General features: G+C 56.3%; 22 protein-coding genes and 1 other annotated feature. All 22 genes read right to left on the minus strand.

The features are described from left to right. Positions 1 to 32: 32 nt before the first annotated feature. The 22 genes from pheT to C7386_RS01010 all read right to left on the minus strand — a co-directional run bounded on the left by pheT (position 33) and on the right by C7386_RS01010 (position 15636). On the minus strand, positions 33 to 2441 hold the full coding sequence (pheT, locus tag C7386_RS00905) for a phenylalanine--tRNA ligase subunit beta (protein ID WP_110435199.1): 2409 nt from the start codon (positions 2439 to 2441) through the stop codon (positions 33 to 35). Between the two features lie 187 nt (positions 2442 to 2628). Beyond that, complete coding sequence (gene pheS, locus C7386_RS00910) at positions 2629 to 3648, minus strand: phenylalanine--tRNA ligase subunit alpha (protein WP_110435200.1); 1020 nt, start codon at positions 3646 to 3648, stop codon at positions 2629 to 2631. 181 nt (positions 3649 to 3829) lie between these two features. Beyond that, positions 3830 to 4063, minus strand: a binding site (T-box leader). Between the two features lie 469 nt (positions 4064 to 4532). Continuing rightward, positions 4533 to 4718, minus strand: coding sequence for a type Z 30S ribosomal protein S14 (locus C7386_RS00915; protein WP_110435201.1), 186 nt, complete (start codon positions 4716 to 4718; stop codon positions 4533 to 4535). 14 nt (positions 4719 to 4732) lie between these two features. Next, positions 4733 to 5278: a 50S ribosomal protein L5 gene (gene rplE, locus C7386_RS00920; protein ID WP_110435202.1), complete on the minus strand. Its 546-nt coding sequence runs from the start codon at positions 5276 to 5278 to the stop codon at positions 4733 to 4735. A 19-nt stretch (positions 5279 to 5297) separates the two neighbouring features. Next, positions 5298 to 5615, minus strand: coding sequence for a 50S ribosomal protein L24 (gene rplX, locus C7386_RS00925; protein ID WP_116704661.1), 318 nt, complete (start codon positions 5613 to 5615; stop codon positions 5298 to 5300). A 15-nt stretch (positions 5616 to 5630) separates the two neighbouring features. Further along, positions 5631 to 5999, minus strand: coding sequence for a 50S ribosomal protein L14 (gene rplN, locus C7386_RS00930; protein WP_116704662.1), 369 nt, complete (start codon positions 5997 to 5999; stop codon positions 5631 to 5633). A 12-nt stretch (positions 6000 to 6011) separates the two neighbouring features. Beyond that, complete coding sequence (gene rpsQ, locus C7386_RS00935; protein WP_054326963.1) at positions 6012 to 6269, minus strand: 30S ribosomal protein S17; 258 nt, start codon at positions 6267 to 6269, stop codon at positions 6012 to 6014. An 18-nt stretch (positions 6270 to 6287) separates the two neighbouring features. Further along, positions 6288 to 6488: a 50S ribosomal protein L29 gene (gene rpmC, locus C7386_RS00940; RefSeq protein WP_110435205.1), complete on the minus strand. Its 201-nt coding sequence runs from the start codon at positions 6486 to 6488 to the stop codon at positions 6288 to 6290. After that, the gene (rplP, locus tag C7386_RS00945; protein ID WP_110435206.1) at positions 6488 to 6913 is read right to left on the minus strand and encodes a 50S ribosomal protein L16; all 426 of its coding nucleotides are present in this window, start codon (positions 6911 to 6913) and stop codon (positions 6488 to 6490) included. Before rplP ends, rpmC begins: the two co-directional genes overlap by 1 nt. Then, on the minus strand, positions 6913 to 7680 hold the full coding sequence (gene rpsC, locus C7386_RS00950; protein ID WP_116704663.1) for a 30S ribosomal protein S3: 768 nt from the start codon (positions 7678 to 7680) through the stop codon (positions 6913 to 6915). Before rpsC ends, rplP begins: the two co-directional genes overlap by 1 nt. A gap of 13 nt (positions 7681 to 7693) precedes the next feature. Next, a complete protein-coding gene (rplV, locus tag C7386_RS00955) occupies positions 7694 to 8029 on the minus strand; it encodes a 50S ribosomal protein L22 (RefSeq protein ID WP_110435208.1) in 336 nt (111 codons plus the stop codon). Positions 8030 to 8046: 17 nt separating this feature from the next. Beyond that, on the minus strand, positions 8047 to 8328 hold the full coding sequence (gene rpsS, locus C7386_RS00960) for a 30S ribosomal protein S19 (protein WP_110435209.1): 282 nt from the start codon (positions 8326 to 8328) through the stop codon (positions 8047 to 8049). 18 nt (positions 8329 to 8346) lie between these two features. Beyond that, positions 8347 to 9180: a 50S ribosomal protein L2 gene (gene rplB / locus C7386_RS00965; protein WP_116704664.1), complete on the minus strand. Its 834-nt coding sequence runs from the start codon at positions 9178 to 9180 to the stop codon at positions 8347 to 8349. Between the two features lie 261 nt (positions 9181 to 9441). After that, positions 9442 to 9735: a 50S ribosomal protein L23 gene (rplW, locus tag C7386_RS00970; protein WP_110435211.1), complete on the minus strand. Its 294-nt coding sequence runs from the start codon at positions 9733 to 9735 to the stop codon at positions 9442 to 9444. Continuing rightward, positions 9735 to 10358: a 50S ribosomal protein L4 gene (gene rplD / locus C7386_RS00975; RefSeq protein WP_110435212.1), complete on the minus strand. Its 624-nt coding sequence runs from the start codon at positions 10356 to 10358 to the stop codon at positions 9735 to 9737. The genes rplW and rplD overlap by 1 nt, the downstream gene beginning before the upstream one ends. Positions 10359 to 10376: 18 nt before the next feature. Further along, the gene (gene rplC / locus C7386_RS00980; protein ID WP_110437137.1) at positions 10377 to 11072 is read right to left on the minus strand and encodes a 50S ribosomal protein L3; all 696 of its coding nucleotides are present in this window, start codon (positions 11070 to 11072) and stop codon (positions 10377 to 10379) included. 126 nt (positions 11073 to 11198) lie between these two features. Continuing rightward, complete coding sequence (gene rpsJ / locus C7386_RS00985) at positions 11199 to 11510, minus strand: 30S ribosomal protein S10 (protein ID WP_116704665.1); 312 nt, start codon at positions 11508 to 11510, stop codon at positions 11199 to 11201. Positions 11511 to 12012: 502 nt separating this feature from the next. Further along, a complete protein-coding gene (locus tag C7386_RS00990; protein ID WP_116704666.1) occupies positions 12013 to 12972 on the minus strand; it encodes an anti-sigma factor family protein in 960 nt (319 codons plus the stop codon). Next, positions 12965 to 13579 (minus strand): RNA polymerase sigma factor, encoded by a 615-nt coding sequence (locus C7386_RS00995; protein ID WP_116704667.1) that lies wholly within the window; start codon positions 13577 to 13579, stop codon positions 12965 to 12967. Before C7386_RS00995 ends, C7386_RS00990 begins: the two co-directional genes overlap by 8 nt. A gap of 33 nt (positions 13580 to 13612) precedes the next feature. Then, on the minus strand, positions 13613 to 14596 hold the full coding sequence (dusB, locus tag C7386_RS01000) for a tRNA dihydrouridine synthase DusB (RefSeq protein WP_116704668.1): 984 nt from the start codon (positions 14594 to 14596) through the stop codon (positions 13613 to 13615). Between the two features lie 152 nt (positions 14597 to 14748). After that, positions 14749 to 15258, minus strand: a complete 510-nt coding sequence (locus C7386_RS01005) for a DedA family protein (protein WP_110435216.1) — start codon at positions 15256 to 15258, stop codon at positions 14749 to 14751. Positions 15259 to 15375: 117 nt separating this feature from the next. Then, entirely contained in the window at positions 15376 to 15636 is a 261-nt protein-coding gene (locus tag C7386_RS01010; protein WP_110435217.1) for a translation initiation factor 2, read from the minus strand. Positions 15637 to 15655 lie beyond the last annotated feature (19 nt).

The following is a 15655-nucleotide window of genomic DNA, read 5'->3' on the forward strand; positions in this document are numbered from 1 at the left end:
GTATCTGCTCTTTTTTGTACTTTTTCGGAAACTTAACCGCGCAGCTGAGCGCCGAACTCGGTCTCAAGCGCCGAGATAGCGGCACGCATTGCCTTGTCGCACTCCTCGTCGGTGAGGGTACGGTCGGGCGCGCGCAGGGACAGCGAATACGCCACGGACTTCTTGCCCTCCGGGATGCCCTTGCCCTTGTAAACGTCGAACAGCTTGACCGACTCGAGCAGCTTGCCTGCTGCCTTCTCAACAGTGGCCTGCATGGAGGCTGCCGGAACGGCATCGTCAACCAGAACCGCGATATCGCGGGTGGAAGCCGGGAACTTGGGCAGCGGATGATAGAGCTTCTCCGGGTCGATGGCAGCCAGAAGTGCGTCCATCTGCAGCTCGGCAGCGAGCACCTCGCCGGACAGACCGTAGCGTGCGGCAACGGTCGGATGAATGGTGCCGAATACGCCGATCTCCTTGCCGTCGATCAGCACCTTGGCGCAGCGGCCCGGGTGATAGGACGGATTGGACTTCTCAGGAGCGAAGGACGCGCCCTTGATATTCAGCTCACGCAGCAGCGCCTCGATGGCGCCCTTGAACTGGAAGAACGACAGGCGGCCGTAGCTGCCGAGGGTCAGGATCTTCTCCTCGTGCGGCAGAACGTCCGGGTCAGCCTTGCCATCCTTGACGGTCGGGGTGTAGATGGTGCCCAGCTCGTACAGCGAAGCGGTCGGGTTGCGGTGTGCGTGGTTGTGCGCCAGATTATCCAGCATGGACGGCAGCACGGTGGTGCGCATCACGCTGAAATCCTCACCAAGCGGGTTGAGTATGGTGGTGGAGATACGGCGCGGGTCGTTCTCGTCCCAGCCGATCATGTCGTAGAACTTCGGGGAGATGAACGAATGGCTCATGGACTCGTCAAAGCCTGCCTCGCGGCAAACCAGAGCGGCAGCGCGCTCCGCCTGCTGAGACGGCGTGAACTCACCCTGTACCATCTCGCCTGCGTACAGCGTGGTCGGGATCTTGTCGTAGCCGTACATGCGGGCAACCTCCTCGGCCACATCGCACATGCGGTTGATGTCGGTGCGGAAGAACGGCACAACGACCTCGTTATTCTCGATCTTGAAGTCCAGCTTCTCGAGCAGCTTCTGCTGCTCCTCAGCGGGCAGCTCCAGACCGAGCAGGGCGTTCATCTTGTCCGGCTCGAACGGCAGACGCTTGTGGTTCGGGTCGGAGTTGTCAACGTCGATAATGCCGTCGATGACCTCGCCTGCGCCCAGCTGCTCCACCAGCTCGCACGCACGGTTGACCGCATCGAGGGTCATGCGCGGATCAAGGCCCTTCTCAAAGCGGCCGGAGGCCTCGGTACGCATGCCGAGCGCCTTTGCGGTGATACGAACGGTAGCGCCGTGGAAGTTTGCAGACTCGAAAACGACGGTCTTGGTGTCGTCCATAATCTCGGAGTTTGCGCCGCCCATAACGCCTGCAACAGCAACCGGCTTGTCGTTGTCGCAGATGGCGAGCATCTTGTCGCTCAGGTCGTGATCCACGCCGTCCAGAGTCTGGATGGACTCGCCGTTGCGGGCACGGCGGACAACGATGCGGCCGTCGGACAGGCACTTGTAGTCGAACGCATGCATCGGCTGGCCGTACTCGAGCATAACATAGTTGGTAATATCAACGATGTTGTTGATCGGACGAACGCCGCAGGCGTGCAGACGCTCGCGCATCCACGCCGGAGACGGCTCGATCTTGATATTCTTGACAATGCGGGCGGTGTAGCGCGGGCACAGGTCGGTGTCCTTGACCTCGACGGACATATACTTGTTGATGTCGTCGCCCACGCCCTTTACCTCCGGGGTCTTGACGCTGAACGGACGGTCGAAGGTAGCCGCAGTCTCGCGGGCCAGACCGATCACGCTCAGGCAGTCCGGGCGGTTGGACGTAATCTCAAAATCGGAAACCCAGTCGTCCAGACCGAGTACCTTCTTGATGTCCTCGCCAACCGGGGTGCCGGCCGGCAGGAACAGGATGCCGTTCTCGCACGCATACGGTACGCAGCCGTGGGACAGACCCAGCTCCTGGAACGAGCACATCATGCCGTTGGACGGCACGCCGCGCAGCTTGCCCTTGGTGATCTTCACGCCGCCCGGCAGGGTGGACTTGTGCAGGCAGACCGGGCAGATCTCGCCAACGGACGCAGGCGTTACATTGGGTGCGCCGGTGACGATCTGCACCGGCTCCTCCTTGCCGACATCGAGCTGGCAGATCTTCAGATGGTCGGAATCCGGGTGATCGACAACCTCGAGGATCTTGCCGGTCACAACGTTGTCGATCTCCGCGCCGAGGTAGTAAACCTCCTCGACCTTGGAGCCGGACATAGTCAGCTTAGCATCATACTCCTTCGGGGTGATGCCGTTCATATCGGTATAATCCGAAAGCCAGGATAATGGCAGTTTCATTGATAGGAACACTCCTTTTGGTGTTATTGTTGTCCGTAGGGCGCGACGACTCGGCGCGCCGTATTTGCCGCCTGCATATACTTACGAGCGGCGCGCCGGGGTCGTCGCGCCCTACGATAATACGTATCGCTTGTAACATGCGGGAGAGTGCGGCGGGATGAGGTCATCCCGCCCTACGGGTGCAGGTTTAGAACTGGTGCAGGAATCGAACGTCGTTCTCATAGAACAGACGGATATCGTCGATCTTGAAGCGGCCCATAACCATACGCTCCAGACCGATGCCGAAGGCGTAGCCGGAGTATTCATTCGGGTCGATGCCGCTCATCTCAAGCACCTTGGGGTGAACCATGCCGCAGCCGAGGATCTCGATCCAGCCCTCGCCCTTGCAGAGCGGGCAGCCTTCACCGTGGCAGCGGTAACACTGGATATCCATCTCCGCAGACGGCTCGGTGAACGGGAAGTGATGCGGACGGAAACGAACAACCGTGTCCTCGCCGTACAGCTTCTTTGCGAACAGCTCGAGAATGCCCTTCAGGTCGCTCATGCGGATGCCCTTATCGACAACCAGACCCTCGATCTGATGGAACAGCGGAGAGTGGGTTGCGTCAACGGCGTCCGAACGGTAAACACGGCCCGGCGCGATAATGCGGATCGGCGGCTTGCGCTTTTCCATCGTGCGGACCTGCATCGGAGAGGTCTGCGTGCGGAGCACAACATTATCCGAAATATAGAAGGTATCCTGCGTGTCGCGTGCCGGATGGTCCTTCGGGATGTTCAGCGCCTCGAAGTTGTAGTGGTCGAGCTCGACCTCCGGGCCCTCTGCGATGGAGAAGCCCAGACCGAGGAAAATTTCCTTGAACTCGTCGAGCACGATGTTCAGCGGATGCTTCTTGCCGATGACAACGTCCTCACCCGGCAGGGTAACGTCGATGGTCTCCGCCTCCAGCTTCTTTTCGAGCGCAGCCTGCTCGATCAGCTTCTTCTGCTTGTCAATGATGGTTTCGATCTCCGCACGAACGTCGTTGATCAGCTGACCAACAACCGGACGCTCCTCTGCGGCAACGTCCTTCATTCCCTTGAGCAGCGCGGTCAGCTCACCCTTTTTGCCGAGGAACTTAACGCGGGCCTCGTCCAGCGCGCGCGAATCCTTCGCGGCAGCGAGCTGCTCCTTCGCGGTCTGCAAAATGCCTTGCAGCTTTTCTTTCATACCAATTCTCCTTTGGAATGTGATTTTGTGATAGAGTGAGGGCGGATAGTTCGTAGGGCGTGACGACCTCGGCACGCCGTCTGAAATCATCAGCTGCCGTTCGATGCGGCGCGCCGAGTCGTCGCGCCCTACGGGTATCATCCATTACAGTGGTAATAAAAAACGCCTTCCGTCCCCGTAAAATAGGGACGAAAGGCGTAAAACTTCCGTGGTACCACCCTGATTCCCGAAAAAATCGGGCACTCATTGAACGCCGGTAACGGAGCGTTACTTCGCCGGCGCCTACTGCATCTATTCAGCACCGGTGCTCACAGGGGAACTTCGCGCCATACCTCGATAAACGGCTTACAGCCATGGGACCGTTCTCTCTGAGAAAGAGGATCACAGCGTTACTTTTCCTGCTCATCGCATTGAAATATTTATAACAGAATAATTAAAACACATTTTGCGGGAAAATGCAAGAGGAAAACGCGAAATTTACCTAAAATATATGAATTTTTGCATCAGAAAACAACGGATTTCCAAATCAATCGCATCAAAAATTCATCGTAGGGGCGGACCAGTGTGTCCGCTCTGATTAAGCGATATGCAGATGGTTTACAAGCGGTGCGCCGAGTCGGCGCACCCTACGGTAAAGCCTTACATCAAATATAACCCGCAGGTGCCGTCCATAGCTATCGAATTATATCACAAATTTGTTTCACACACAAAATAATTTAACATGTTAGATATTCACCACAATTCAATTCTTAAACATCATTGATAGCGTGTAAACGCCGCCCAGCAACAACGTATTGCTACGCAACTCGTGTGCACCGCTTACTTTCTGCCTGAAGACATAAAAAAAGGAACCCTTACGGGTTCCTTTTTGAAATCGCTCTTCCTTACCAGGATGCCTTGCGGACACCCGGGATCTGGCCCTTGTAAGCCAGCTCGCGGAAGCAGATACGGCAGATACCGAAATCACGCAGGTAAGCGTGCGGACGGCCGCAGATCTTGCAGCGGTTGTAAGCTCGGCTGGAGAACTTCGGCTTAGCCTGCTGCTTGAGAACCATCGACTTCTTAGCCATTTAACTTCTCCTCCTTACTTCTCAAACGGAGCGCCCATCAGAGTAAGCAGCTCCTTTGCTTCTTCATCGGTATTTGCAGTGGTGCAGATAACGATGTTCATGCCGCGGATCTTGTCGATCTGATCATAGGAAATTTCCGGGAAGATCAGCTGCTCGCTCAGACCCAGAGCGTAGTTGCCACGGCCGTCAAATGCGTTGCCGTTGATGCCGCGGAAGTCGCGTACACGCGGCAGAGCTACGTTGAACAGACGATCCAGGAACTCCCACATGCGGTCACGGCGCAGGGTTACCTTAACGCCTACCGGCATGCCGTCACGCAGCTTGAAGTTTGCGATGGACTTCTTAGCGTGGGTGATGATCGGCTTCTGGCCGGAGATCAGGGTGATATCACGGACAATAGCCTCGATAACCTTGGAGTTACCGTTTGCTTCCTTACCGCAGCCGACGTTGATTACGATCTTGTCGAGCTTCGGAATCTGCATTGCGCTCTCGTACTGAAACTTCTTCATCAGAGCAGGCGCAACTTCCGCAGTATACTTTGCTTTCATATTCGGAACCATTTATTGCAACCTCCTCTTCTTAAAGCGTTTCGCCGCAGTGCTTGCACACCGTCAGCTTAGTGCCGTTCTCGGTGATCTTGTGAGCAACACGAGTCGGCTTGTCGCACTTCGGGCATACGCGCATTACCTTGCAGGCACGCAGCGCACCCTCGCGCTCGATGATGCCGCCGGTTTCACCCTGACGGCGGGGCTTGGTGTGGCACTTGATCATGTTCACACCTTCGATTACTACCATACCCTTCTTCGGGTTTACGGACAGGATCTTGCCGCGCTTGCCCTTTTCCTTGCCGGAAAGAACGACTGCGGTGTCGCCCGTCTTAACGTGCAAATTGTTCATTTGTTGGCGACCTCCTTACAGTACTTCCGGAGCAAGCGACAGGATCTTCATGTAATCCTTGTCACGCAGCTCACGAGCGACAGGCCCAAAGATACGGGTGCCGCGGGGGTTTTTGTCATCACGAATGATAACGCCAGCGTTCTCGTCAAAGCGGATATAGCTGCCGTCAGCGCGGCGCAGGCCCTTAACGGTGCGGACGATAACTGCCTTAACGACATCGCCCTTCTTTACGCCGCCGCCCGGGGTGCACTTGCGCACCGAGCAAACAACTACGTCACCGATGTTGCCGTACTTGCGTGCGGAGCCGCCGAGAACACGGATTACCTTCAGTTCCTTTGCGCCGCTGTTGTCAGCTGCACGCAGAAAGCTTTCCTGCTGAACCATGTGCTCTCCTCCTTACTTTGCCTTCTCGATGATCTCGACCAGGCGCCAGCGCTTGTCCTTGGACAGCGGACGGGTCTCCATCACCTTAACCTTATCACCGATGCCACACTCGTTGTTCTCGTCGTGTGCCTTCAGCTTATAGGTGTGCGGAATAACCTTCTTGTACAGAGGATGTGCTACACGATCCTCAATTGCTACGACAATGGTCTTATCCATCTTATCGGAAACGACCTTGCCTACTCGCGTTTTGCGTAATGCTCTTTCGCTCATAATATTCGTTTCCCTCCCTTATGCCTTCTCCGCGATCTGCTTCTCGCGGATAACGGTATTGATACGAGCAATGTCGTGCTTGACTTCATTGATCTTGTTGGTGTTGTCGAGCTGATTGGTAGCGAGCTGCAGACGGAGGTTGAAGAGGTCCTTCTTCAGCTCACCGAGCTTTGCAGACAGCTCCTCAGCCGTCAGTTCTCTGATCTCAGATGCCTTCATCATGCTTCACCGCCATTCTTCTCACGGGCAACGAACTTGGTCTTGCAGGGCAGCTTGTGGCTTGCCAGACGCAGTGCCTCACGAGCAACTTCCTCGGAAACGCCTGCGATCTCAAACAGTACACGGCCCGGCTTAACTACTGCAACCCAGTACTCGGGTGCGCCCTTACCGGAACCCATTCGAGCACCAGCCGGATGCTTGGTAACCGGCTTGTCGGGGAAAATCTTGATCCATACCTGACCGCCACGCTTGGTGTAACGGGTCATAGCGATACGGGCTGCCTCGATCTGATTCGAGGTAATCCAGCACGGCTCGGTAGCCTGGATACCGAACTCACCGTTCGATACGAAGTTACCGCGGGTAGCCTTGCCGGTCATACGGCCGCGATGAACGCGACGATACTTAACTCTCTTAGGGAGCAGCATTAACGGTTGCCTCCTTCCTGACGGGGAGCACGACGCTCGCCACGGTTGAAGTCACGACGGCCGCGACGGTCACCGCGACGATCGCGGCGCTCGAATGCCGGCTTCGGAGCTTCAATGGAGCGACCCAGACGCGGACCGCCGTGGAGAACCTCACCCTTGTAGATCCATACCTTAACACCGATGCGGCCGTAGGTGGTCGCAGCTTCAGCAAAACCATAGTCGATGTCCGCACGCAGGGTCTGCAGCGGAATGGTGCCCTCGTGGTAATGCTCGGTGCGTGCGATTTCCGCGCCGCCCAGACGGCCGCCGCAGGAAACCTTGATGCCCTTGGCGCCCATGCGCATTGCACGGCCCATGGACTGCTTCATTGCACGGCGGAAACCGATGCGCTTCTCGAGCTGAGCTGCAATGTTCTCAGCAACCAGGGTAGCGTTGGTGTCCGGGTTCTTGATCTCGATGATGGAGCAGCGAACCTTCTTGCCGTACTTCTTGGTCAGCTCTTCTTCGAGCTTCTTGATGTCCTCGCCGCCGCGGCCGACAACCATGCCGGGACGTGCGCACTGGATCATGATCTTGATTTCGTCGTTCTTGCGCTCGATCTCGATCGCCGGAACGCCTGCGTCGTACAGACGCTTCTTCAGATCCTTACGGATCTCGTAGTCTTCCACGAGGAGGTCGCCGAACACATTGTCCTTAGCGAACCAACGGGAATCCCAATTCTTGATAACGCCGACACGGAGACCGTTCGGATTTACTTTCTGGCCCATTGATTACCCTCCCTTATTCTTTCTCGCCAAGAACCAGCGTTACGTGCGAGGTTCTCTTGAGGATTCTGAATGCACGGCCCTGTGCACGCGGCATAACGCGCTTCATGATCGGACCGGGACCGACGTGAACTTCCTTAACGTAAAGCTTGTCGGTGTTCATGCCGTGATTGTTCTCGGCATTGGCAACTGCGCTCTTGAGGAGCTTCTCCATCGGCTCGCATGCTGCCTTGGGGGTATTCATGATGATGGCCATAGCTTCGCCCGCATCCTTGCCGCGGATCAGATCGCAGATCAGCTTGATCTTTCGCGGGGTCATGCGTACGTTGCGTACAATAGCTCTTGCTTCCATGTTACTTTAACTCCTCCTTACTTGCCGTTATTGGAGGTCTTGCTGCCCGCGTGACCCTTGTAGGTACGGGTGGGAGCAAACTCGCCCAGCTTGTGACCAACCATGTCCTCGGTAACGTATACCGGAACGTGCTTGCGGCCGTCGTGTACTGCGATAGTATGACCGACGAACTCAGGGAAGATCGTGGAAGCGCGGGACCAGGTCTTGAGGACCTTCTTCTCGCCCTTTTCGTTCATTTCAACGACTCTTTTGATAAGCTCAGGAGCCACAAAAGGGCCTTTCTTAACACTTCTGCCCATATTAAGATAACTCCTTTCTTACTTGCCGTTGCGACGACGAGCGATCTGCTTGTCGGTGCGGTGGTTCTTCTTGCGGGTCTTGTAACCCATAGCCGGCTTGCCCCACGGGGTAACCGGAGACGGACGACCGATCGGGCTCTTGCCTTCGCCGCCGCCGTGCGGGTGATCACACGGGTTCATTACAGAACCACGAACGGTCGGGCGGATACCCAGATGACGGGTACGGCCAGCCTTACCCAGCTGTACGTTAGAATGATCAGAGTTACCAACAACGCCGATGGTAGCCTTGCAGTCCAGACGGACGTAACGCAGCTCACCGGAGGGCAGACGAACCATTGCCTTGCCGCCTTCCTTAGCCATCAGCTGAGCGCCGACGCCTGCGGAACGAACCAGCTGTGCGCCCTTGCCCGGGTACAGCTCGATGTTGTGGATCATGGTACCAACCGGAATGTTCTCAACCGGCAGGCAGTTGCCGGGCTTGATGTCGGCATCCTTGGAAGAAACGACCTTGTCGCCGATCTTCAGGCCCTCGGGAGCGAGGATATATGCCTTCTCGCCGTCCTCGTACTGAACGAGAGCGATGTTAGCGGAACGGTTCGGATCATACTCCAGGGTCTTAACCTCGGCATAAACGTCGAGCTTCTGACGCTTGAAGTCAATGATACGGTACTTCTTCTTGTTGCCGCCGCCGATGTGGCGAACGGTGATGCGGCCGTAGCTGTTGCGGCCAGCGGTCTTCTTGACCTTTTCGAGAAGGCTCTTCTCGGGCTTCACCTTAGACAGACCCTTGTAGGAAAGCACAGTCATATTTCTGCGCGAGGGCGTCGTCGGGTTGAAAGTCTTGATAGCCATTTGGAATTTCAACTCCTTGATACGTTATTATCGGGGTGGCTTCCCCATACAAATGCTTCATTCAAAACTACAGTTTTGAACGAGTTGTTAATCACCCCGCAGGGGTGTTCGTAAAAGTGCGGCTGCGCCGTACTTTTACACCACTGCCCGCGCCTTAGAGGCGCGTTCTCGAATGTATTCATTCGAGAGGGGGTTATCCGAAAAAGTTTCCGAAGGGAACTTTTTCGGTATCTAAGGGGGAAGGATTCCCCCTTAGAATATTTACATCATGTTCTCGAAGATCTCGATCTTCTTGGAGTCAGCGGTCAGGGTTACGATCGCCTTCTTGATGTCGGAACGCTTGCCAACGTGAACGCCCATGCGCTTCCACTTGCCCGGCAGCTTGATGGTGTTAACCTTGGCAACCTTAACGCCGAAGATCTCCTCTACAGCCTTCTTGATCTCTACCTTGCCGGCATCGATTGCAACTTCGAAGGTGTACTTGTTGTCCTGTGCGCCCATCATGGAACGCTCGGTGATGATCGGCTTCTTGATAATGTCGTATGCGTACTTCATTATGCGTATACCTCCTGCAGCTTCTCAACTGCTGCCTTGTCGATGATGAACTTGTCAGCATTGAGGATGTCGTATACATTGAGGGTAGACGCGATCGTGGTGCGTACGCCCGGGATGTTTGCCGCAGACTTAACTACGTTGGTGCGAACTTCCGGAGTAACTACCAGGCTCTTGCCGGTTGCCTCAACTGCGTTCAGGAAACCAACGAAGGACTTGGTCTTGATCTCGCCCATATCCAGGCCATCGATTACGATGATCTCGCCTGCTGCTGCCTTTGCAGACAGAGCGGACAGCATAGCCAGACGCTTGGTCTTCTTGGTCAGGCTGTAGTTGTAGGAACGGGGCTTCGGGCCGAGGGCAATACCACCATGGGTCCACTGCGGAGAGCGGATAGAACCCTGACGAGCACGGCCGGTGCCCTTCTGACGCCACGGCTTGATGCCGCCGCCACGAACCTCGGCGCGGGTCAGCGTGGACTGAGTGCCCTGACGCTGGTTAGCCAGATAATTCTTTACTGCAGCGTGTACAACGGTCATGTTCGGCTCGATACCGAAAACAGCCGCGTTCAGCTCCATCTCGCCGGTCTTCTTACCGGTCATATCAAAAACTGCTACTGTAGGCATGATTTGCTCCTCCTTCCCTTACTTTCTTGCGGAAGCCTTCTGCGGGTTCTTGCTGATGCCAGCCTCGCCCTTGGCAACCTTGTTGTTCTTAACGGTGTTCTTCAGCACTACGATGCCGCCCTTCGGGCCCGGAACTGCGCCGCAAACGGCGATCAGGTTAAGCTCAGCGTCAACCTTTACAACGTCCAGGTTCTGAACAGTAACCTGCTCAGCGCCCATGTGACCCGGCATCATCTTGCCCTTCATGATCTTGGACGGATCAGAGCAAGCGCCCATAGAACCCGCATGGCGGTGTACAGGGCCGGTACCGTGGCTTTCCTTCAGGCGGGATGCGTTGAAGCGCTTGATTACGCCAGCGTAGCCCTTGCCCTTGGAAGTGCCGGTAACGTCAACATAATCGCCGGTAACGAACATGTCAGCCTTAACAACATCGCCGAGCTGGAACGGAGTGCAGTCCTCAAAACGGAACTCCTTCAGGTACTTCTTCAGGGAGTCGCCAGCCTTCTTCAGGTGACCCTTCTGGGGCTTGTTCAGGCGAGCTTCCTTAACATCCTCAAAACCGAACTGTACAGCATTGTAGCCGTCCTTCTCTTCGGTCTTGAGCTGAGTTACAACGCAAGGACCTGCTTCGATTACGGTGCAGGGAATAACCTTGCCGTCAGCATTGAAGATCTGGGTCATACCGACCTTCTTGCCGATGATTGCTTTGTTCAGCATTTGTTTTTCCTCCTTAAAGGTTATTGGTTGACGGCATTTGACCGCCAACATGACCTCGCCGCGCGTGTCGCGGCAGGGCTTCAAACCGCCGGTGGGTTAATCCGGTCAGCTTGTTAACTTAAATTAGAGCTTAACCTCGAACTCGACGCCAGCCGACAGGTCGAGAGTGGTCAGAGCCTCGATGGTAGCCTGATTCGGGTTGATGATGTCGATCAGGCGCTTGTGGGTGCGGCGCTCGAACTGCTCACGAGAATCCTTGTACTTGTGAACAGCACGCAGGATGGTAACGATCTGCTTCTCGGTCGGCAGCGGGATCGGGCCGGAAACCTTAGCGCCGTTGCGCTTAGCGGTCTCGATGATCTTCTCTGCGGACTGGTCGATCAGCTCGTGATCATACGCCTTCAGGCGAATGCGAATCTTCTGTGCGTTTGCCATTGTGGAATTTCCTCCTCGTATGTGTGCCATACATTAAATAATGTTTTGACTCGCTACGGAGAGAAACTGCAACTCCGCCGTGCGTATCACGCAACGGGCATGAAAATAACCGGGCGCACTGACTCCGCAGCGCAACAATCCGGTCACGATAAGAAACGTAAGTGGTTCAAACCATCGGCTTGACGGCGCACGCGCCGCGAGTCCCGAATTTACGCATGAACATTGCGTTTTTGCTGAATATCTGAATTCAGCTGATAGCAGTTATCTCAACCGCCCGATTGTCGGACCTACTCCACCGAAGTTACCTGCTCACAGCAGCAATCTCCGGTATCATCGCGTTTTAACTTGCTCTCGCAAGTGCTTATACATAATACAATACTTTCATAGGAAAGTCAAGTGTTTGCACAAAATTTTCAGCGATTTTTTGTGGGAAACGGAATTTTTCGCGTTATGCACAAAAACAGACCCGAAAACCATCGTTTCAGGTCTGTTTTGCCCAATCTCAACCGGTAACAACCGCTAAGATCCACGAATCTGCATGGCTGTCGATCGTCAGATCGACCTTATCATAGGCAGTCACCGTGCAGCCTGCCTGTTCTACTGTCTGCAGCGTCTTTTCGAGCGTTTCCATACTGTTGTCCAGCCGGAACCACGAAACGCCGTTCTCCTGCGCGAGCAGCTCACCATCGATATCCGGCAGGCTGCTGCCGCCGATGGCCACATAGCAGTACGCGGTGTGCGCGCCGTGCAGGCTTTGCGGCAGCGTGAGCACCGGACGAGTCTGCACCTGCGCCGGTACCGGCTCCTCCGTGACCGGCTCGGGAGCTGCGATCGACCGATCGCTGTCTGCATACTGCTCGGCATCGATGCCCGCATCGCTCTGCGTATTCGCCGCAGAGTCCCCGCCGGTGTCATTCTGCCCGCTGTATGCGCTGCCGTTCATGCTCTGCGAAGCCGTGCCGCTCTGCTGCACGCTCGAATTCGATGCTCCGCCGCTCGATGCATCGGCGTTCTCCCGCACAGACTGCTCGATCTCATCCTGCATACCGCCGTCCGCCGTGCCGTCTCCTGCGTCCGCCGAAGCGGAATCCGCTGCCGCCGTGCTGCCGCTGCCCACCGTACTGAACGCGGGCATCAGTCCGCCGCCGAGCACAACCAGCACGACAACCGCCGCAGCGGCTACCATCGTAAACACCGGCAGACGGCGCATCGGCTTTTGCGGCGCGACCACCCGAACGGTTTCCTCCTGCCGCAGACGTTCCATTATGCTGTCATGCAGTCCGGCCGGCGGCTCGGTTTCGTCCACCGCCAGCATACTGTGCATCTGCTCCAGATCCTCTTTCAGCGCGGCGCACGATGGGCACTCTGCCAGATGCTCCTCCAGCTTTTGCTTTTCGGAATCGGTCAGGGTTCCGTCCACACTGTTCGAGCAAAGCTGTTCAAAATATTCCTCCTCATTCATGCTCCTCGCCTCCTTCCATATCTTTAGACGAAGGCAAATGAAAAAGGTTCCCTCGTTTGAGTAAAATTTTGCGTAAAGCGATGCGTGCGCGTGACAGCCGCGACTTTACCGTGCCTTCGCTGACCTCGAGTATCTCAGCGATCTCGGTGTAGCTCATGCCGGAAACGTCCCGCAGCAGGACGATTCTGCGGTGCTCGTCGCTCACCTCATCGAGCGCGGCGGCAAGCTCACGTCCCAGCTCGCTGTTCTCCAGGTGCTCCTCGGGAGATGGAGCCGTATCCGGAAGCGGCAGTTCGCGTTCCTCGTCATCCTCGCCCTGCACGAGCGGCTGCGTCGGCGGCTGGCTCTGCTTATGCCGCGCGTAATCGACGCACTGGTTCATCGTGATGCGGAACAGCCAGGTCGCAAAGCCGCTGTCCCCGCGGAAGTCCTTCATCGAGCGCCATGCCCGAAGGAAAACCTCCTGCGTGATATCTGCGGCATCCTCCGGCGAGCCGGACGAGCGCAGCGCGATCGCATACACGCGCTTTTCGTAGCGCGTCACCAGTTGCTCAAAGGCGGAAAGCTCGCCGCGCCGCGCCTGCGCCACAATATGCTTGTCGTCCACTGCGTCTCCCCTCTCTTTCTCTTACCTTATTTATTATATGTTCTCCTTCGCCGAAACGAAGGCTTTCAGTTCGTCTGCAATTTCATACAGATCACTCAGCTTGGTGAGTGCGCAAATGCGGTTCTTGAACGCCTTGACACCGCTTTCCCGCTTGAGATAGCAGTTAACGTGTCGGCGTGCCTCGAGCATGGCGATATGCTCGCCCTTCTGCTCGGCGGCAAGCTCGATCTGCCGCACGGCTGTGTCAATGCGCTCCGCGAACGGCGGCAGCGCCGGACAGATGCCGGTCTCGAGCAGTGCATTCGCCCGCTCGAACAGCCACGGATCACCGAGCGAACCTCGCCCGATCATCACGCCGTCCGCGCCGGTGTGCGCGAAAATGCGGACCGCGTCCTCGGGCTCGGCCACATCTCCGTTGGCGAACACCGGAATGCAAACCGCCTGCTTGACTTCACGAATCACATCCCAGTCGGCGGTGCCGCTGTACTGCTGCGAGCGCGTGCGTCCGTGCAGCGTGATCGCTGCCGCGCCGGACTGCTCAGCCATTTTTGCAAATTCCACGCAGTTGACGCTTTTTTCATCCCAGCCCTTGCGAAACTTGACCGTTACCGGCACATCGACCGCGTTTACGACCGCTGTAATCACCTTGGACGCAAGCTCCGGGTCCTTCATCAGCGCGGAGCCGTCACCGTTGTTTACGATCTTCGGCGCCGGACAGCCCATGTTGATATCGATGATATCACAGCCGGATTTCTCCAGCGCCAGTTTCGCGCCTTCGGCCATCGTGTCCGGCTCGTGCCCGAAAATCTGGGCAGCCGCCGGATGCTCGTCCGCCCCCAGCTCGAGCAGACGCGGCGTTTTCTTATCCTTATAGCACAGCGCCTTTGCGGAGACCATTTCGGTCACGGTCAGCGCCGCGCCGTGCTCCCGGCAGATATGGCGGAATGCAAGATCGGTCACGCCTGCCATCGGTGCAAGCGCCAGTTTTCCGTTGATTGTTACGTTGCCGATCTGCATATCGTTCCTCCGTCTTATACATATTATATAACGGTGTATATTTTACCATAACGCGACTGCAAATGCAACTTACAGAATGGATGCACCCATTTTTCGACCGAAAAACGCAAAAACAGGGCAAATCCGAGGATTTACCCTGTCGATATATTTGGTTACATTACCATGCTGAGAATCTTCTCGCTGAAGAAATACCCGAACGAAATGAGTGCGGTATTCCACACCGTGATGCCCGCCGCAGACCAGCCGACGAACCACTTGACCGGCATCCGGAGCAGTCCGGCCGGGATGGAAACAATGGTGCGGATACACGGGATCACACGGATGATCGCCAGTCCGCGCCCATGCTGTGCGTCGATAAATTCATGGCATTTACGCACGAGAGACTTGAATTTCTTGCTCCTGCCGAACAGTTTCTCCATCACCGGTTCGCCGCCCCAGTAGCACACGGCGTAGATGACCAGACTGCCGAGCACACCGGCGACCACGCTCAGAAAAACCGTCAGCGGCAGCGACAGCTCGCTCCGGGCGATCAGCACACCGACGCACGGCATGATAACGCCTGCCGGAAATCCGGGCAGGTTCATATATTCGCAGAAAACCACGGCACAGACCAGGATCAGTCCGTACTGGTTGAACAGCTGAAAAAAGGTTTCGGCCGTCATAATAGCCGCCTCCGTTTGATCTATAGTAAGCGAAAACCGAAATTTTCGTCTGTGTACTATAGTATACCAACCAAAACCGGATGGTACAAGGGAACGGCCGCTCATTTTATAATCTGTTTACAAAACGAGCGCCGTCAGCGCCCAAATGGTGCCGATGAGCAGTGCGCCTGCGCTGAATCCGGCAAGCAGAGAAAGACCGTCCGCCTTTCTTCTCGACCGCCGTCTGCGCGGCAGATAGCTGTTGGCGATGCGGCAGGCCTCTCGCACCATGTCGCCGCGCGGCGCATTGTAGTCCCGCACAAGGAAAATAGCCTGCTCGAACAGCGCCGGCTGCTCCGGCTTGACGACAATGACGCGGCGGCTGACACCTCGTACCATATAGATTCCTCCTTTTCCC

The sequence above is a fragment of the Agathobaculum butyriciproducens genome, assembly GCA_003096535.1.
In the GTDB taxonomy this organism is placed as follows: Bacteria; Bacillota; Clostridia; order Oscillospirales; family Butyricicoccaceae; genus Agathobaculum; species Agathobaculum butyriciproducens.